Origin of the sequence: Mesorhizobium sp. M0051 (genome assembly GCF_040323235.1) — a bacterium.
GTDB lineage: Bacteria > Pseudomonadota > Alphaproteobacteria > Rhizobiales > Rhizobiaceae > Mesorhizobium.
Map to the genome: position 1 here is coordinate 35,186 of NZ_JAMYUT010000032.1, position 18,519 is coordinate 53,704.

Here is an 18,519-nt window from a genome sequence, read left to right on the forward strand (position 1 = left end):
ACGACTGGGGTCGTAGTGACGACCAGGAAGTCGTGGTGACGACTGGGGTTACAGAAGCATACGGGGCGATATGCCATCATCTTTGATCCGGCGCGGAATATGGGCGATCGGCGCTGCCGTGATCGTCATCGCGCTGGTGGTTGCCACCCTGCCGCTGATCGCCTCCACCCGTATCGTGCGCGACCGCATCGCCTGGGAAATGAGTGCGTGGAGCGGCTTCCGGGTCGCCATCGAAGGCTCGCCGCGGATCGAGGTCTGGCCGACTTTCCGGGCGATCCTGACCGATGTGACGCTTTCGCAATGGACCGACACCGAGACGCCGCCGGTCGTCGAGGCCGAACGGGTCGAGGTCGACCTTTCCGCCATGGCGGCCTTGCGCGGCGACGTGGTGTTTTCGACGGCGCGGCTGGTGCGGCCGACGATCCGGGTTCAGCGCACGCCAACCGGCCTTTTCCTGCCCGCCGTCCCAACCGGTGGACGCATCACGCGTTCCATCGACACGGCCCGCGGCGTCGTCAATGCCGACCCCGCAAAGCCGAATCTCGACAAGCTGCCGACCGACACTTTCGGCACGGTGGAGTTTCGCGACGGCCGCATGGTGGCTTCGGTCAACGGTAAGGACGTCGAGATTCTGAGCAGCCTGAGCGGACAGGCGACCTGGGCGGCGATGAACAGCAATGCAACGCTGTCTGCGACCGGGATCTGGCGCGGCGAAAGTGTGGCCGTGGATGCCGCCTCGGAGAAGCCGCTGGTGCTTTTTGCAGGCGGCTTGGCGCCGCTTTCCCTGTCGTTCAAGGCGCCCCCCGCCACCTTCTCTTTCGACGGCACGGCCAGCATGTCCGAAAACAGCTATTTCGACGGTCAGGCGAAATTTTCGGCGCCCTCGCTACGCCGGGTGCTGGAATGGTTGCAGGCCGGCATCGCGCCGGGCGCTGCGATCGGCTCGGTCAGCATTTCGAGCAAGGTCACGGCAACGGCCGGGCGCGTCAAATTCGAAAATACCGCCATTGCACTGGACAACAATCCGGGAATGGGAGCGCTGGACCTGTCGCTTGGCGAAGCTCAGCCGGTGATCTCCGGCACGCTCGCCTTCGACACGCTCGACCTCAGATCGTTCCTGTCGGCCTTCACGCCGCTGGCGCCCACCGGCGCGGTGGAGCCTAGCGAAGTCGACACAAGTTTCGCCGACAAGATCAACCTCGATCTCAGGCTGTCCGCGGCACACGCCACCGCCGGGCCTATCCAGCTCGCCGACGTCGCCGCCACCGCCCAGGTCAAGGATGGCCTGTCGGTCTTCGATATCTCCGATGCCTCGGCCTTCGGCGGCAACATCCAGACCAGCCTTCGCTTCGACCGCAAGCCGGAAGGCTCCCAGGTCGAAATCCGGCTGCTGGCATCCGATATCGACGGCGGTGCTTTTGCCACGGCGGCGGGGATGACCCGGCTGGTGCCGGTTGGCACGGGGACCGTTTCGGTCATCCTCAAGGGGCCGGGCAGAACCTGGAACTCCATTTTCGACAATGCCGACGGCTCGGTTTCGGCGACCTTCGGACCAGGTGCGTTGAGCAAGCTCAACCTGCCGGCGTTCCTCAAGCATACCGAGCAAGGCGGCTTTTTCGCGCTCGACGACGTCTCCGACGGAACGCTGCCGATCGACGGCGCCGAGATCAAGGCCAGCATTTCGAAGGGCGTGGCACGGATCGACAAGGCCGAAGCCAATTCGGCGAAATACAAGATCTGGCTGTCCGGGATCGCGTCCTACGCGGGACGCGGGCTGGCCTTGTCCGGCGGCGTCATTCAGCCGGACCAGGCTGCAACGCAGACCAATGGCCAGCAAGGTTCCAACCAGTCATCATTCTTCGTCGGCGGAACCTGGAGTACACCGTTCATTTCCCCGATCAGCCGCGGCGTTTCGGGAGAATAGAAACCGCGCTTTCCGCCTTCACCCGCGCTGTGCGGCCTGCTCGTCGAGCTGGCGCTGTACCTCGCGCCGCTTGTTGGCAAGCGAAGCGATGATGACGCCGATCGCCACGACGGCGATCAGTATGGTGCAAGCGGCGTTGATCTCCGGGGTCACGCCAAGGCGAACCTGGCTGTAGATCTTCATCGGCAGCGTCGTTGCGCCCGGCCCCGAGGTGAAACTGGCGATGACCAGATCGTCGAGCGAAAGCGTAAAGGCCAGCATCCAGCCGGAGACGATCGCCGGCATGATGACCGGCAGCGTGATCTGGAAGAAGGTCTTCACCGGCGTCGCGCCCAGATCCATCGCGGCCTCTTCCAGCGAGCGATCGAAGGTGATCAGGCGCGACTGCACGACGACGGCGACGAAGCACATGGTCAAGGTGATGTGAGCCAGCGTGACGGTCAGGATGCCGCGATTGAGACCGACGGCGACGAAGAGCAGCAGCAGAGACAGGCCGGTGATGACTTCCGGCATGACCAATGGCGCGAAGACCATGCCTGAGAACAGCACCCTGCCCTTGAAGCGCGTGTAACGGGTCAAGGCGAGTGCCGCCAGCGTGCCGAGCACCGTCGCCACAGTGGCCGAGATCAGGCCGACGCGCGCCGTCACCCAGGTCGCGTCCATGAGGCCCTGGTTGTGGAACAGCGAGACGTACCATTTGGTCGAGAAGCCGCCCCAGACGGTGACCAGCTTGGACTCGTTGAAGGAGAAGACGATGAGCAGGACGATCGGCAAATAGAGAAAGGCAAAGCCGAGCACGACCGAGGTGATGTTGAAGCGGCTCCAGGTGGTGTTCATGATGTCACCGGTCCATTTCCTGAGCGCGCGCCTGAGCTCGCTGGAAGAGCATGATCGGCACAATCAGCAGCAGCAGCAGGATGACGGCCACAGCCGACGACAGCGGCCAGTCGCGGTTGCCGAAAAATTCATTCCACAAGGTCTTGCCGATCATCAGTGTCTGCGAGCCGCCGAGCAGGTCGGGAATGACGAACTCGCCGACGGCTGGAATGAACACCAGCAAGCAGCCGGCGATGACGCCCGGCAGCGACAGCGGGAAGGTGATTTTCCAGAACGCGCTGGTCGGCGGACAGCCGAGATCCTTTGCCGCCTCGATCAGCGAATAATCCATCTTTTCCAGAGCGGAATAGAGCGGCAGCACCATGAACGGCAGGTAGGAATAGACGATGCCGATGAAGATCGCCGTATATGTGTTGAGGATGATCAGCGGCTGGTGGATGACGCCAGTGGCGAGCAGCAACTGATTGAGCAGTCCCTCGGGCTTGAGAATGCCGATCCAGGCGTAGACGCGGATCAGGAACGATGTCCAGAACGGCAGGATCACCAGCATCAGCAAGGTTGGACGGATCGTCGCTGGCGCGCGCGCCATGCCGTACGCGATCGGATAGCCGACGAGCAATGTCAGAACCGTCGAGATCGCGGCGATGATGACGCTGGTCACATAGGCATTGAAGTAGAGCGCGTCCTGCGTCAGCCAGGTGTAATTGTCGAGGTTGAGTTGTTTCAGCTGAGCAAGAAATCCGGAAAAGCCGCCGCTGATATCGAGCGCCGGCGTATAGGGCGGAATGGCGATCGCCGTCTGCGATAGCGAAATCTTGAAAACGATGACGAACGGAATGAGGAAGAAAAACAGCAGCCAGACATAGGGGATAATGATGACCAGGCGGCCAGAGAATGCAGCGCCCAACCTGGCGTGGACGGATTTGCCGGTACTGGTTGCCGGAGAGGCTGATGCGGTGGTGACGGCGGCGCTCGACATGGTCGCTCCTACCGTGTCAGCACGACGCCGGCGTCAGGCCGGAAGGAGACCCAGGCTCGGTCGTTCCAGCTCAACGGATCCTCGGTGATGCGGGCCGCGTTCATGGTGCTCGCGCGCACGACCTGTCCGTCGTCCAGCCTGACGTGAAAGACGGTCATGTCGCCGAGATAGGCGATGTCGTAGACCTCGCCCTCGATGGCGTTGATTGCCTCGGCCGGCTTCTTGGACGACACCTTGATCTTTTCCGGCCTGATGGCGAAGGTGACAGCCGTTCCGGCGCTGGCGGTGCCGGCATTGTCGGTGCGGATGGTGATGCCATTACCGGCATCGATGCTGGCAGCGCCAGCCTCGCCACGCGCGATCTTGCCCTCGAACATGTTCACATTGCCGACGAAACCGGCGACGAAGCGCGACCCCGGCGCCTCGTAGACTTCGGCCGGCGTTGCCACCTGCATCACCTCGCCCTTGTCGATGATGGCGATGCGATCGGCCATCGTCATCGCCTCTTCCTGGTCGTGGGTGACGACGACGAAGGTCAGACCGAGGTTCTGCTGCAGGTCCATCAGTTCGAACTGCGTTTCCTCGCGCAGCTTCTTGTCCAATGCGCCGAGCGGCTCGTCGAGCAAAAGCACCTTCGGCCGCTTGGCGACAGAGCGGGCGAGCGCAACGCGCTGGCGCTGGCCACCGGACAACTGGTGCGGCTTGCGCTTGGCGAACTGTTCGAGCTTGACCAGCCTGAGCATTTCGGCGACGCGGGCCGCGATTTCGGGCTTCGGCATGCCATCCTGCTTGAGGCCGAACGCGATGTTGTTCTCGACAGTCATATGCGGGAACAGCGCATAGGACTGGAACATCATGTTGACCGGCCGGCGATAGGGCGGGATGCCGCGCAAATCCTGGCCATCGAGCAGGATACGACCGGCCGTCGGCTCCTCGAAACCGGCGAGCATCCTGAGCAGCGTCGACTTTCCGCAGCCCGAGGCGCCGAGCAGAGCGAAGAACTCGCGCTCGAAGATGGTCAGCGACAGATTGTTGACGGCGGTGAAGTCGCCGAACTTCTTGGTGACGTTATCGAACTGGATGTATGGCTTGGCGTTCGGGTCGTTCCACGGCGTAAAATCCCTGCGGATGCTGCCAAGCGATTTCATGTCCCACTCCGTCCTGATTCTTGCTTCTTGCCCCAGAAAAGAATGGTCCCGGCAGGTGGCTGCCGGGACCATCTCAGATTGCTTACTGGCCAGTGACGATCTTGGTCCAGGTACGCGTGATGACGCGCTGGGTCTTGGGATCGTAAGGCGAGACGGTGTAAAGCTTCTTTATCGTCTCGGCATCGGGATAAACCGAAGGATCATCCAACAGCGCCTTGTCGACGAATTGCTGCGAAGCCTTGTTGCCATTCGCGTAGAGCACATAGTTGGACGACTTGGCGATAACTTCCGGCTTCATCATGTAGTTGATGAACTCGAGCGCCTCCGCGACATGCGGCGCATCAGCGGGGATAGCCATCTGGTCGAACCACATCTGAGCACCCTCCTTCGGCACGGAATAGCCGATCTCGACGCCCTGCTTGGCCTCGACCGCGCGGTTGCGGGCCTGGAACACGTCACCCGACCAGCCGACCGCCAGGCAGATATCGCCGTTGGCGAGCGCGTTGATGTATTCGGAGGAGTGGAACTTCCTGATATAGGGCCGGACCTTGAGCAAAGCCTCCTCGGCCTTGGCGATATCATCTGATGACGTGCTGTTCGGGTCGAGGCCGAGATATTTCAACGCCGCCGGAATGATGTCGGCCGGGGAGTCCAATACGTAGACGCCGCAGTCCTTCAATTTGGCCAGGCTGTCCGGATTGAAGAAAACATCCCAGCTGTCGATCTTGTCGGTGCCGAGTGCTGCCTGCACCTTCTTGATGTTGTAACCGATGCCAACCGTGCCCCACATGTAGTTGACCGAGTATTCGTTGCCGGGGTCGTATTTGGCGGTGCGCTCTGAAACCGTGTCCCACATGTTGGAAATGTTCGGCAGCTTCGACTTGTCGAGCTTCTGGAACACACCGGCCTGGATTTGGCGCGCAAGAAAATTGCCGCTGGGTACGACGACGTCATAGCCGCTGCCGCCGGCAAGCAGCTTGGTTTCCAGGATTTCGTTGGAATCGAACGTGTCGTAGACGACCTTGATGCCCGTCTCCTTGGTGAAATCGTCGATAATCGAACTGTCGATATAATCCGACCAGTTGAAGACATTGAGGACGCGATCCTCGGCATGACCGCCGACGGTGAAAAGCGTCAGAAATACCGAAGTTGCCGAAAGCCAGAGCGCTTTGCGGATCATGCTATTCTCCTTTGATGAGTGTTCCTTCGCCGGCTCGTCACGGTTCCAGCGCGGCCGGGCATTTGTTTCAGGCTATTGAGCTTTCCAAAAGGCGACAAGCGTGAACTGCCGGCGCTATGCAGGCAGTTCGATGAGAGGCAGGCGTTGCGTCGTCGCTGGGACTCGTGTGGCGTGCAAATGCCGTCATAGGCTTTCGCCGTGGCGCAGGCAGAGATACGACGATGTGGTCCGGTCTCGATCTGACCGGCAGGGAGACTTGGCAAGATAAGCCTGTCTTGTTGTTGCCGTAATCTCAGCCTGCCCGCGCGGCAGCGGCATTGTCAATGGCAAAGCTGCGCGCCACGTCAATTAGGCGATGGAACTCCGGTGACCCCTGCACGTTCGGGCCCCGTCTGGCGCTTGAATTCGAGCCCGATATGGACGAGCAGCGCCGTGACAACCACCGCGCCACCGACGATGGTGCGCCCCGACGGCACCTCGGAATGGACGAGCCAGACCCATATGGGCCCCAGGATCGGCTCGAACGTGCCGAGCAGTGCTGCTATTGCCGCGGGTATCAGCCGAGCGCCGGTGGCGAAAAAGGCGAGGCCGAGGCCCAGATTGACCACGCCGAAGACAAAGAGAAAAGCCATGTCACTGGTCGACACAGCGAATGTCGAGGTCTGCGATGCGGCAAAGCCTGCCGCAAGCATGGTGCCAAGGCAGGTTGCCGGCGTCATGCGGACACCGGCAAACCGCCGGGTAATGACGGTGGCGATCGAGAACATCACCGCGATCAACAGCGCCAGCCCGTCACCTATCGGCGAGACGGCGCCATCAAGCGATTCCGACACCATGATGGCGACGCCGGCGATGACGGCAGCGATGGCCAGCCAGGTCGCGACACCCACCCTTTCACGAAACAACGCCCAGGCGAACAGCGCCGCCAGCAACGGCACGCCGGCCTGCATCAACAGGATATTGGCCACGGTGGTGTAGGCAAGTGCCACGACAAAGGCGGTCGATGCCGTGGCGAAGCAGACGCCGACGGCAAGGCCGGGCAGACCCATGTCGCGGAACATTTTCGACATGCCGCGCCAGCCGTCGCGCCAGACCATGAAGCAGATCAGGAAAGCCGCTGCCCAGACAGAACGCCAGAAAACAACCGTCCAGCTATCGCCGACAGTGATGAAGCGGGCGATGGTGCCGCCGAAACTCCACATCAGTGCCGACAGGAACACCAAAAGCATGCCGACGCGTTCGTCGCGCCGCGAGGCGGTCGATGAAGCAAGGATCGGCGATGATGCAGTGTCGGTCATGGGCGCGACTGTCGGGCTTTTGTGGACGGGACGATGCGCAAGGGACGACGAAAAGATGGCCTGTTCGCGTAACGCAAAGATGCGCGCTGGGGCTGAGCCAGTTCGATTTGCCGTTTGGGGCACTGAGAAGCCGTCTTGGTCTCAGCCGGACGGCGAACCAGACCGTCGCAACAGAGTCTATGAGGTACTCTTGTTGCCGCGGATGAAGCGCCAGAGCCCGGCCAATGGAACCAGCAGGATCAGACCGAACTTCTTCAACGCAACCAGAGCCACGATCAAAAAGCCTGCCTTCGCCGCCAACTTGCCGGCAATCAGCCCACCAACGCCTACCGCTGCAACCGTATCGACGCCTGGCACGAAATCGGCGTATGTCTTGCCGGCGCCGAAGTCCGCCAAATCTAGAACCTCATCCAGGCTCTGTTTTATTTCCGGCAATTGCTTCACGGTGGCGATGTAGCTCATCACAAAAACGCCTTCCCTGCCGAGAAAGCGGACGTCATAGTTGAGCGTGTGGACCGCGTCGCTGCCAAATTCCAATTCCTTGGCCCAGTGAAGCCGCTTGTTGACCGCATCATAGACAGGCGGTGAGGCCCAACCGACCAGCGTAACGGGCTGAAAGCCGTCCTTTACTCGCTGGTCATTGGCCGACGAGGTGTCCGCCTGCATGCTGCGCAGCAATTCGTCGTAGTCGATGGAGTTGGCGTCGCTATCGTCGACATATCCTATCTTCTCCCAGCGCAACTCTATCCCCCAATTGTTGTCGGCAATGGGATCGTTTGCCGCGGGAAAGATCATGCCGAGCGCATCGGCACCGGAGCCGGGCGGATTGCCCCAAGCTTCGGTCAGGACGGCTGCCGTGTCCTTCTTGTTCAGGAAGTAGAACTTGTCCTTGAGGTCAAGATGCACGCCCTCGGCGAGGTCTATCGCGCCGGTTTTCGGATCGATCTTGTCCAGGAATGCCTTGCCGGCGTCGTTGTACTGTTGGTAAGACTTGAAGAAGGCCGACGACTTTTCCGCTGCGGCAGGGCCAACCGAAAAGGCGAACGCCAAACTCAACCAGAAAACTGTCTTGCCCATCAATGATCCCCCGACCCATATGCAGCTTGCGTTTTGATATCCTGCCGGCAATGTTCGAGCAATATTGTAACTGTTACATCACGATCGACAGCTAGCATCTTTCACAAATACACACATTTCGTTGTATTGTTCTGCGACCAACAGTCATGACTTACTGGAAATCGAAAGCGCTCAGGCCCGTTACCATCTCGTCGAGGCCGAGCGGACGCGTCACCGGCGGCTCGGCGCGCGCCAGGCAGCCGACGCGCTCGCAAAGCCGGCAGGCGGGTCCGACCGGTGTCGCCGCGACGCGGCCGGCCTTTGCGGCGATTGCCGCACCGGGCAGCGCCGCGCCATAGACGATGTCGTCGCGAAAGCCGATGTCGCAACCGAGCAGCAGCGCGGTGCGGCGCGGGCGCTCCGAGAAGGCGCCTTGCGGTCCTTCAAGCGTGCGAGCAATGCACAGGAACTCGGCGCCGTCGGGCATTTCCACCGCCTCCACGAAGATCTGGCCGGGCTGGGTGAAAGCGACATGCACGGGCAGTTTGGGGCAGGCGCCGCCGAAGCGGCTTTGCGGAAAGCCCTGGCTCCCGGCCTTGCGGAAGCGGTTGCCGGCATTGTCGACCTCCAGCATAAAAAACGGCACACCCGAGGCACCCTGCCGCTGCAGCGTGGTCAACCGGTTCGCCGCCTGTTCGAAGGAGACACCGAAGCGCGAACGCAGGACATCGATATCATAACGGGCACGCACGGCAGCCGTGTGAAAGGCCTGGTAGGGCATCATCAAGGCATGCGCCGAATAACGGCCAAGTTCGAAGCGAGCGAGCCGGCGGGCCTCGTCGGTGGCCAGCTTGAGCGCCTGGATCTCGCCGGCGACCGCGACCGTCATGCGGATCAGACAGGCCTCCATCGCGACTTCGCGTAATTGGTCGAACGGCGACAGCCGCTCGGACAGGAACATGCGCTGCGAGTGGCGGTCATAACGGCGACGCCAGTTCGGCATGGTGGCGACCGGCAGCACCTTGACCACGATGCCGTATTCGCGCTTCAGCCAAGCCTTCAGCGCGCCGAACAGATCGTCGCCGGGATCAAGCACCGAGGTGAACGCCGCGGCCTCCTCCTCGAGGGCTGCGAAATGGTTCGGCCGGCGCTCGAAAATCTCGTGCACCTCGTCGATCGGCAGGCGGGCACCGGAAACTGCGGTCGTCCGGCCCTCGCGCGCCAAAAGCTCGTTGAGGTCGGACAGGCGCTCGGCCTGTTCGCGATAGGCGCGAAACAGCTTTATCACCGCCGCGGACGCGTTGGGCGCCGCCTCGGCAAGTTCTATCAGCTCCTGATCGCCCGGCAGCTCGCCGACCAGCAGAGGATCGGTGAACACCTCCTTCAAAGCGGCGACTGACCCCCTTGCCTCGCCCTGCAACTCATGCGGATCGATCTTGTAGACGGACGCCAGCTTGAGGATCAGTTGCACGGTTAGCGGCCGCTGGTTGCGCTCAATCAGGTTGAGATAGGACGGGGAAATGCCAAGCCCCTCGGCCATCGCCGTCTGGGTCAGGCCCTTGGCGTTGCGGATGCGGCGGATGCGCGGCCCGGCAAATATCTTCTGGTCAGCCATCGACTGTCCTTGACAGGAATTTACACAAGGTTCGCGACAATCTCGATGCGCCGCTCTTTACAATCATGACAAATTTACAGCGTGCGCCTGTCAAACGCAACACAGGTTTTCCCTTATATTTCGCCGATTTTCTTGATTCTACTGGCTCATCTCGCGCCGCAATGTAAATTCAGTCAAACCCCGCGCTCGATGATCGATGCCCGGACACGGATGCAGTAATCCTTCGGAGTGATCAATGACTGATTTTTACAACCTCGTCCCATCGGCGCCGGAAGGTCGCTTCGACGGTATCGAACGGCCTTATTCCGCGGAAGACGTGAAGCGGCTGCGCGGCTCGGTGCAGATCCGCCAGAGCCTTGCCGAAATGGGCGCCAACCGGCTGTGGAAGCTCATCCACGAGGAGGACTTCGTCAATGCGCTCGGCGCCATGTCCGGCAACCAGGCGATGCAGCAGGTGCGCGCCGGGCTGAAGGCGATCTATCTGTCGGGCTGGCAGGTCGCCGCCGACGCCAACACCGCATCTGCGATGTATCCGGACCAGTCGCTCTATCCGGCCAATGCGGCGCCCGAGCTGGTCAAGCGCATCAACCGCACGCTGCAGCGCGCCGACCAGATCGAGACGTCCGAGGGCAACGGGCTTTCGGTCGAGACCTGGTTCGCGCCGATCGTCGCCGACGCGGAAGCCGGATTCGGCGGACCGCTCAACGCCTTCGAGATCATGAAGGCATTCATCGAGGCGGGCGCCGCTGGCGTCCACTATGAGGACCAGCTGGCGTCGGAAAAGAAGTGCGGCCATCTCGGTGGCAAGGTGCTGATCCCGACTGCGGCGCATATCCGCAATCTCAACGCAGCGCGCCTGGCAGCGGACGTGATGGGCACGCCGACCCTGGTCGTCGCGCGCACCGACGCGGAAGCCGCCAAGCTGCTCACCTCCGACATCGACGAGCGCGACCAGCCTTTCGTCGACTACGGCGCTGGGCGTACGGTGGAAGGCTTCTATCACGTCAGCAACGGCATCGAGCCCTGCATTGAGCGGGCCATCGCCTATGCGCCTTACGCGGATCTGATCTGGTGCGAGACCTCGAAGCCTGACCTGGCGCAGGCCAGGAAATTCGCCGAGGGCGTGCGCAAGCACCACCCCGACAAGCTGCTCGCCTACAATTGCTCGCCATCGTTCAACTGGAAGAAGAACCTCGACGACGCGACGATCGCCAGGTTCCAGAAGGAACTCGGCGCCATGGGCTACAAGTTCCAGTTCATCACGCTCGCCGGCTTTCACCAGCTCAACTACGGCATGTTCGAACTGGCTCGCGGCTACAAGGCACGGCAAATGGCGGCCTATTCCGAGTTGCAGGAAGCGGAGTTCGCGGCCGAGGCCAATGGCTACACCGCGACCAAGCACCAGCGCGAGGTCGGCACCGGCTATTTCGATGCCGTGTCGATGGCGATCACCGGCGGCCGGTCGTCGACCACCGCCATGCACGAGTCCACCGAGCACGCGCAGTTCAAACCGGCAGCGGAATAGCGAGCTGCAAAGTACAGAGGAAACGCCCAGCAGGGCTTGGGACACAAGGAGAAGACCAATGGCATCGATAAGCCGTGTCAAGGAACGCGCCGAGGAACAGTCCACGACGATGAGCGTCGACCAGCAAGCGACGATCCGCATGCTGGCCAACGATCTGCACCGCCTCAACCAATCGGTGATGAAGGCGGTCGAGGCGGGCGTCTCGGTGGAGCTCGTGCGCTCGGCACGCCATCACGGCGGCGACGGCAACTGGGGCGACCTGCTGATCCCGGTGATCGTCACGCAACAAAGCCACGGCTGATCGCAATCCGTGCAACCGCCCTTTCACCTGCGCGGTCGCCGTGCAGGTGAATTTTCTTTCATGACATCCCGGTGGACAGTCCAGTACAGTAGAGTTGCTTGAAATTCACTGCTCCCAGGCATGATCTCGGGGTCTTTTATTTCAACTTGACATAAGCCACGATCTCACGCCAATTGCACCCCAGATTCAACTCTGCATTGAAATAGGGGCGAGCTTCTTGGCCGACTTGTGTGCCCATTGAATCACGAAGGCGAGACTCCAAGACATCTGAATCGGGCGCCGCGCGACGCTAGCTCCGAGGCGATCCGCGATCCGTCGCAGGTGCTTGTCGTCGGCAAATCGCCCATCAATCGCGTGGTGATCTCGAAGATCGTCGAGCGATCCGGGCTCAAGCCAATCTCGGAATCTCCCGACACGGCAGCGAGGATCTTACGGTCCCTCATTCCCGGCGCAGTCGTTCTAGACGGCGGTGCCGACAACAAGGACTGCGACGACCTGATGTCCAGCATCGGAGCGTTGCGGCGGGCCTCGGGCAAATCGCTGCCACCGGTGATCCTGCTTTCGACCAAGAATGGCTCGCCGGAGAGCCTGAGCCTGTCTGATATCATCGATGTCGTGGTCGCCAAGCCGATCACGCCCGAACGGCTGCAGCCGGTGATCGACCGCCTGGTTGGCCGCTAGATTGCAGAAAGAGTTGTAGGCGGTTTCCCCGCCCGTAAACGGAAAACAATGGCCGACTACTGCGATCAGCCCGCGTTCACGATGCTTTCAACCAGCCCGGGCAGTTGGCCGAGATCGGATATCTGGCGGAATCTCGATTCGGCCACCGGAGCCTCGACATGCTCCAGCACCCAGGTCAGTTCATGCGGCACATGGACACCCCAACCGCCGGCCTCGATGGCCGGCACCACGTCCGACTTCAGCGAATTGCCGACCATCATGCTTTTTGCCGGACCATCGCCATGCCGGCTGAAGATCCTGTCATAGGTGGCGGCATTCTTGTCGCTGACGATCTCGATCGCGTCGAACAATTCGCCCAGACCTGACCCGGCCAGCTTGCGCTCCTGATCGAAAAGGTCGCCCTTGGTGATCAGCACAAGGCGGAACGCGCCGGCAAGCTTTTCGACAGTCTCGCGCGCATGCGGCAAGACCTCGATCGGATGGCTCAGCATCTCGCGGCCGGTATCGAGAATCTCCGATATGACCGCCGCCGGCACGTGGCCCTGTGTAACCTCGATCGCTGTTTCGATCATCGACAGGGTAAATCCCTTGATACCGAAGCCATAGACGGCAAGGTTGCGCCTTTCGGCTTCCAACAATCGCGCGGAGATGTGCCCCGCTTCGCCATGGTCGGCCAACATGGCGGCAAAGCGCTTCTCCGTCAGGCGGAAGAACTGCTCGTTCTGCCAGAGTGTGTCGTCGGCGTCGAAGCCGATCGTCGTCAGTTTGTCGTCGTGCCGCATGCAATTTCTCGATTAAGATTGGGGTCTCGATTGGGATCGGGATTGCGGAAACTAAGCCGATTGGCGCGATTTTCAACAGCGTCAGCCAATGCCCGGCGCGGCTCCCCTTCCCTTCCATTGGAGGGCACGGCTATACTCCACAATCCGCAACCCAATCTGGTGAATGATGCCGCCTGCAAAAAAGGAAGTCCGTCCGTCGAGCCGCGGAGGACGTGCCCGCACGCCTGCCTTCGTGAAAAACCAACGGGGCGTCAAGAACTGGAAGGAAGTCAGCGCCTGGCTGGAATGGCGCGGCATCGAAGACATCGAGTGCATCACGCCTGATCAGGCAGGCGTCGCCCGCGGCAAGATGATGCCATCGAAGAAATTCACCTCCAACACATCGCTGGCCCTGCCATCGGCAGTCTTCATGACGACGATTTCCGGCGGCTATCCCGAGGACGGCAACGGCTTCCATTACCCGGAAGACGACGGCGACCTCAAACTGATGCCTGACCTGTCGACGCTGACGGTGGTGCCCTGGGAAGAAGACCCGACGGCCGCGGTCATCTGCGATCTGGTCCACCAGGATGGCCGCTCGGTCGAGTTCACGCCACGCAACGTGTTGAAGCGCGTGGTTGCCGCCTATGACAAGCTCGGCCTGAGGCCGGTGGTGGCGCCTGAGATCGAATTCTATCTGGTGCGCAAGAATCCCGATCCGGATTATCCGCTTACACCGCCGGTCGGCCGTTCGGGACGCGCGATCGGCGGCGGCGCCGGCTATTCGATCGCCGGCGTCAACGAATTCGACGAACTGATCGACGACATCTACCATTTCTCCGAAAGCCAGGGGCTGGAGATTGATACGCTGATCCACGAGGAAGGTGCCGGCCAGCTTGAGATCAATCTGCGCCACGGAGACCCGATCGAACTGGCCGACCAGGTGTTCATGTTCAAGCGCACCATTCGCGAGGCGGCGCTGAAGCACGAGATCTATGCCACCTTCATGGCCAAGCCCATCCAGGGGCAGCCTGGCTCCGCCATGCATATCCATCAATCGATCATCGACAAGAAGACCGGACAGAACATCTTCTCGGCTGCCGACGGCTCGGAAACCGACGCCTTCTTCCATTTCATCGGCGGTATGCAGAAGCATGTGCCGAACGCGCTGGTGATGTTCGCGCCCTATGTTAATTCCTACCGGCGATTGACACAGGCGGCGTCGGCGCCGGTCAATAACAAATGGGGCTATGACAATCGCACCACGGCGTTTCGTGTGCCACGCTCGGATCCGGCGGCGCGGCGCGTCGAAAACCGCATCCCCTCCTCCGACGCCAACCCCTATCTGGCTTTGGCGGCATCGCTTGCCTGCGGGCTGATCGGCATCACCAGGAAGATCAAGGCCGAACCTCCCGTCCTGACGACCGCCAATGCCGACGAGATCGACCTGCCACGTGGCCTGCTCGAAGCCGTCGACCTGTTCGAGGGCGATAAGGAGCTCTGCGCGCATCTGGGCAAGTCCTTCGCCGCGACCTATGCGGCGATCAAGCGCGCCGAATTCGAGACGTTCATGGAAGTGATCAGCCCCTGGGAACGGGAGTATTTGTTGCTCAATGTTTAGCGAATAGCGAACAGAAATGATGAGACGGGCGACACAGTCTCGATCAACCCTCACTTTTCAATTCTTCCCTATTCGCCATTCGCTTCCCCCCCCAAAACTCCGAGTCTTAACCGCATCATGGCCTACCAATCCCCGATCTCCCCCGGCCGCTCCTGGTACGAAGACACAGCCGGACCGCGGCCTGAATACCCCGTGCTCGATGGCGACCGTACCTGCGATGTCGTCATCATCGGCGGCGGCTTTACCGGCCTGTCGGCGGCGGTGCATCTGGCCAAGGGAGGGACGAATGTCGTTTTGATCGAGGCGTACCGTTTCGGCGACGGCGCTTCCGGGCGCAATGGCGGGCAGCTCGGCACCGGCCAGCGTTCCTGGGCAGAGGAGCTGGAGGCCGAGTATGGTTTTTCGCGCGCCAAGGCCCTGTTCGATCTTGCCGAAGAGGCGAAGACGCATCTCCTCGAATTCGCTGCTGCCAACCAGATCGACATCGACTATCTGCCGGGCCAGCTCTCGGTGGCGCACAAGCCGCGCTACGTCGACGACTACAAGGCACATGCCGAGATCATGGCGAGCCGTTTTTCCTACCCGCATATCTCGTTCATGGATGCCAGGGAGACGGCGGAGCGGCTGGGATCGACAGCCTACTTTGGCGGGACGCGCGACACCGGCACTGGACACATCCACCCGATGAAAATGGTGATCGGGACGGCGCGGGTGGCAGCGCTTGCCGGCGCGCAGCTGTTCGAGGGGACGCCATCGACCGGCATCGTTTCCAGTGGCGGCAAGGTCAAGGTTTCGACGCCGAGAGGCACGGTGACAGCGCAGAAATGCCTGATCGCGGTCAACGCCCACGGCGGCACGCTTGAGCCGGTGAGTGCGGCGCACATCATGCCGATCGGTTCATTCATCGGCGCAACCGTGCCGCTGGGAGCAGACTCGAACGTGTTGCCGGGCGGCGAGTCGGTCGATGATTCCCGCTTCGTCGTGCGCTATTTCCGCAGATCGAAAGACGGGCGGCTGCTGTTTGGCGGACGCGAGATTTACGGCGTCAACGATCCGAAGGATATTCACATCCACATCCGTCGCCAGATCGCGGAACTCTATCCGGCGCTCAGGGACGTCGAGATCACGCATGGCTGGGGCGGCTATGTCGGCATCACAGTGCCGAGAATGCCTTTCGTGCGCGAAGTGATGCCCAATGTGATTTCGGCCGGCGGCTATTCCGGCCACGGCGTCATGCTGTCGAACTTCTTCGGCAAGCTATATGCCGAATCCGTTGCGGGCAACCGCGACCGGCTGAAGCTGATCGAGGATCTGAAAATCCCGCCCTTCCCCGGCGGACGGCGCTTTCGTACGCCGCTGCTGTTCCTGGCGCTCAACTGGTTTGCTCTGCGGGACAGGATTTAGGGTTGTTCCCACTTTTCGGGATTGCGTTCGGACTGGACAGGATCGCGCTGAATTCATGTAATATTACTGTAATATTTGTTGCCGTAGCGGCACATTGCGGAATCCCCCTCAAAGGTGCAGAATCGGGTGGGAAGGCGTAGTGATGCCACAATCGCCGGCAAAAGATGCCGGTTGTGGGCGACTGATGGGGAATTTTGCGGGCTTGCCCGCTTTGGTTTCTTGGGACCGATGCAGATCTTTCGCCAGGTTCTTGGCATTCGATCGAAAGAACATTGGCCCACTTATGGAGGTGGCAAGAGTGAAAGAGCCCTTCAGTTTCGGTACGCCGGAACGTCGGCGCTTTGCCATGCAGTTCGGATACGACATGCGGCCGTCGTTCTGGCAGGAAGTCCGTTCGAACTCGCATCTGGTGATCGCCGCAATCGGCACCGCAGCACTGCTTGGCGTCGCCGCCGTGGCGCTATGGCTGGCATTACCGGCCAGCGACAGGCAAGCGTCAGCAAGCCCTGAGCAGACAATTCCAGCCATTCCGGTGAAGACGACGAAAATAGCCCCGGTGGGGGCTGCAGTCGCCGCGACAACCGTGCCGCAGGCGCGCAAGTCCGACGCGGTTTCACCGACCGTGGCAGCAGCGGAAGCCATCCCCGCACTCAAGGCCAATGATCCGCGCTGGACCGGACCGCAGCCGAAGGTCGCCTCCGATTCGACTGCTCCCAGCCAAGTGGCGAACCAGGCTGAACAGACGCCGGACAAGCCGGCGGCGGCATTCGCGCAGCCGGCAGCCGATACCGATGCCACCGCTGAACTTGCCAAGGTTGCCGCCCCCCCCGCGGCGGCGGGTAGCCATCCCGATGGCGCACAAACCGCCGCTATCCCCGCGGTGCAGCCGCAGGTGCCGCCACAGCAGCCAACGGCCGCTGACGACGGCAGCCAGGCCAAGGCGAAGCCCGGGAAGGTCGCAGCCGCCGGAACAGGGCGTATCCTGAGACCCGTGACCATGCGGAGCGGCCCGAAGAAGAATGCCGCCGCCATCGCCACGGTGCCGGCCAGAACCTCGGTTCAGGTGATGAGTTGCAAGCAATGGTGCCAGATCATCTATAACGGCAAGACCGGCTGGGTCTACAAGACCTACATCAAGACCGGCGCCTGACTCCCACTGCTCGGCGTGGGCATGTTGGCGACATACGGCAGGCTATCAGATGCAGCGGCCGCCATCGACCTCCAGCGCCACACCGGTGATGAATGCGGCTTCGTCGGAGGCCAGCCAGAGTGCGGCATTGGCAATGTCGAGCGGCGTCGAAAGCCGGCCGAGCGGGATCGATGCGCGGAACTTCTCGCGGATTTCAGGTGTGTCGGCGCCCATGAATTTCTCCAGCATGCCGGTCTCGCCAGCAACCGGGCAGAGGCAGTTGACGCGGATCTTCTTCGGCGCCAGTTCCACCGCCATCGACTTGGTGGCGGAGATCGCCCAGCCTTTCGACGCATTGTACCAGGTGAGGCCGGGCCTCGGCCGCAGACCCGCGGTGGAGGCCGTGGTCAAAATGACGCCGCCGCCTTGCCGCTCCATGATCGGCACCACGGCAAGCGCTGCGTGATAGATCGCCTTCATGTTGACTGATGTGATCAGATCGAAGGTTTCCTCGTCGACATTGAGCATGTCGCCGTTGCGATGGGTATAGCCCGCATTGTTGACCATAATGTCGATGCGGCCGAAGGCGCTCTTCGTGGCATAGACCATCTCGTCGAATTCGGAGCGCAGCGAAACATCGGTCTGGGTCCAGATCGCCGCTTCACCGATCTCGCCGGCGACACGCTCCGCACCCTTGCCATTGAGATCGGCGATGACAACCCTGGCGCCCTCCTCGGCAAAGCGCCTGGCCATACCCTCGCCAAAGCCCGACGCAGCACCGGTGATGACGGCAACCTTGTTTTCCAGACGCATTTTTTTCCCGCTCATGCTTGGTGATGATCGACAGTCACGCCGATCATACACATCCACGCAATGCCGCGGCTGCTGAACAGGTTGGTTGAAAGATGTGCGGCCATCGCCGATTTCTCCTTTGGCTTTCGCCTCGATCCCGCTCTATGCTGCAACTGCGAAGGGCTTCCGGAGCCGCGCCTGTCGACAAGCCTCCAGGGTCATCGGACTGTCAAGGGGCAGGCGCATACACCCAGATGTGACACCATGG

General features: G+C 61.5%; 16 protein-coding genes. 7 read left to right on the forward strand and 9 right to left on the reverse strand.

The window, feature by feature from the left end; all coding sequences use genetic code 11:
- Positions 1–70: 70 nt before the first annotated feature.
- Positions 71–1,924 (forward strand): AsmA family protein, encoded by a 1,854-nt coding sequence (locus NKJ90_RS26910; RefSeq protein WP_023758359.1) that lies wholly within the window; start codon positions 71–73, stop codon positions 1,922–1,924.
- Positions 1,925–1,942: 18 nt separating this feature from the next.
- Here the strand turns inward: NKJ90_RS26910 and NKJ90_RS26915 are convergent, their stop codons facing one another.
- The 7 genes from NKJ90_RS26915 to NKJ90_RS26945 all read right to left on the reverse strand — a co-directional run bounded on the left by NKJ90_RS26915 (position 1,943) and on the right by NKJ90_RS26945 (position 10,037).
- Complete coding sequence (locus tag NKJ90_RS26915; RefSeq protein ID WP_023758360.1) at positions 1,943–2,761, reverse strand: ABC transporter permease; 819 nt, start codon at positions 2,759–2,761, stop codon at positions 1,943–1,945.
- 4 nt (positions 2,762–2,765) lie between these two features.
- Positions 2,766–3,740, reverse strand: coding sequence for an ABC transporter permease subunit (locus NKJ90_RS26920; protein WP_023758361.1), 975 nt, complete (start codon positions 3,738–3,740; stop codon positions 2,766–2,768).
- A gap of 8 nt (positions 3,741–3,748) precedes the next feature.
- Positions 3,749–4,888: an ABC transporter ATP-binding protein gene (locus tag NKJ90_RS26925; RefSeq protein WP_023758362.1), complete on the reverse strand. Its 1,140-nt coding sequence runs from the start codon at positions 4,886–4,888 to the stop codon at positions 3,749–3,751.
- Between the two features lie 82 nt (positions 4,889–4,970).
- Positions 4,971–6,068 carry a polyamine ABC transporter substrate-binding protein gene (locus NKJ90_RS26930; RefSeq protein ID WP_023758363.1) on the reverse strand — a complete coding sequence of 366 codons (1,098 nt, stop codon included), beginning with the start codon at positions 6,066–6,068 and terminating at the stop codon, positions 4,971–4,973.
- Positions 6,069–6,412: 344 nt separating this feature from the next.
- Positions 6,413–7,366, reverse strand: a complete 954-nt coding sequence (locus NKJ90_RS26935; protein ID WP_023758364.1) for a DMT family transporter — start codon at positions 7,364–7,366, stop codon at positions 6,413–6,415.
- 177 nt (positions 7,367–7,543) lie between these two features.
- Positions 7,544–8,443, reverse strand: a complete 900-nt coding sequence (locus NKJ90_RS26940; RefSeq protein WP_023758365.1) for a DUF2167 domain-containing protein — start codon at positions 8,441–8,443, stop codon at positions 7,544–7,546.
- 151 nt (positions 8,444–8,594) lie between these two features.
- The gene (locus NKJ90_RS26945; RefSeq protein WP_023758366.1) at positions 8,595–10,037 is read right to left on the reverse strand and encodes a helix-turn-helix domain-containing protein; all 1,443 of its coding nucleotides are present in this window, start codon (positions 10,035–10,037) and stop codon (positions 8,595–8,597) included.
- 235 nt (positions 10,038–10,272) lie between these two features.
- Between NKJ90_RS26945 and aceA the strand changes: the two genes are divergently transcribed.
- The 3 genes from aceA to NKJ90_RS26960 all read left to right on the forward strand — a co-directional run bounded on the left by aceA (position 10,273) and on the right by NKJ90_RS26960 (position 12,544).
- Complete coding sequence (gene aceA, locus NKJ90_RS26950; RefSeq protein WP_023758367.1) at positions 10,273–11,562, forward strand: isocitrate lyase; 1,290 nt, start codon at positions 10,273–10,275, stop codon at positions 11,560–11,562.
- A 58-nt stretch (positions 11,563–11,620) separates the two neighbouring features.
- On the forward strand, positions 11,621–11,863 hold the full coding sequence (locus tag NKJ90_RS26955; protein ID WP_006202762.1) for an SMc00767 family acetate metabolism repressor: 243 nt from the start codon (positions 11,621–11,623) through the stop codon (positions 11,861–11,863).
- A 228-nt stretch (positions 11,864–12,091) separates the two neighbouring features.
- Positions 12,092–12,544, forward strand: a complete 453-nt coding sequence (locus NKJ90_RS26960) for an ANTAR domain-containing protein (protein ID WP_023758368.1) — start codon at positions 12,092–12,094, stop codon at positions 12,542–12,544.
- A gap of 65 nt (positions 12,545–12,609) precedes the next feature.
- Here NKJ90_RS26960 and NKJ90_RS26965 read toward each other — a convergent pair whose 3' ends face one another.
- Positions 12,610–13,326 (reverse strand): HAD family hydrolase, encoded by a 717-nt coding sequence (locus NKJ90_RS26965; protein ID WP_023758369.1) that lies wholly within the window; start codon positions 13,324–13,326, stop codon positions 12,610–12,612.
- A 163-nt stretch (positions 13,327–13,489) separates the two neighbouring features.
- Between NKJ90_RS26965 and NKJ90_RS26970 the strand changes: the two genes are divergently transcribed.
- The 3 genes from NKJ90_RS26970 to NKJ90_RS26980 all read left to right on the forward strand — a co-directional run bounded on the left by NKJ90_RS26970 (position 13,490) and on the right by NKJ90_RS26980 (position 17,480).
- The gene (locus NKJ90_RS26970) at positions 13,490–14,926 is read left to right on the forward strand and encodes a glutamine synthetase family protein (protein ID WP_023758370.1); all 1,437 of its coding nucleotides are present in this window, start codon (positions 13,490–13,492) and stop codon (positions 14,924–14,926) included.
- A gap of 117 nt (positions 14,927–15,043) precedes the next feature.
- Positions 15,044–16,330 (forward strand): NAD(P)/FAD-dependent oxidoreductase, encoded by a 1,287-nt coding sequence (locus tag NKJ90_RS26975; protein WP_023758371.1) that lies wholly within the window; start codon positions 15,044–15,046, stop codon positions 16,328–16,330.
- Between the two features lie 298 nt (positions 16,331–16,628).
- Positions 16,629–17,480 carry an SH3 domain-containing protein gene (locus NKJ90_RS26980; RefSeq protein ID WP_023758372.1) on the forward strand — a complete coding sequence of 284 codons (852 nt, stop codon included), beginning with the start codon at positions 16,629–16,631 and terminating at the stop codon, positions 17,478–17,480.
- A gap of 45 nt (positions 17,481–17,525) precedes the next feature.
- Here NKJ90_RS26980 and NKJ90_RS26985 read toward each other — a convergent pair whose 3' ends face one another.
- Positions 17,526–18,272: an SDR family oxidoreductase gene (locus NKJ90_RS26985; RefSeq protein WP_031259883.1), complete on the reverse strand. Its 747-nt coding sequence runs from the start codon at positions 18,270–18,272 to the stop codon at positions 17,526–17,528.
- Positions 18,273–18,519 lie beyond the last annotated feature (247 nt).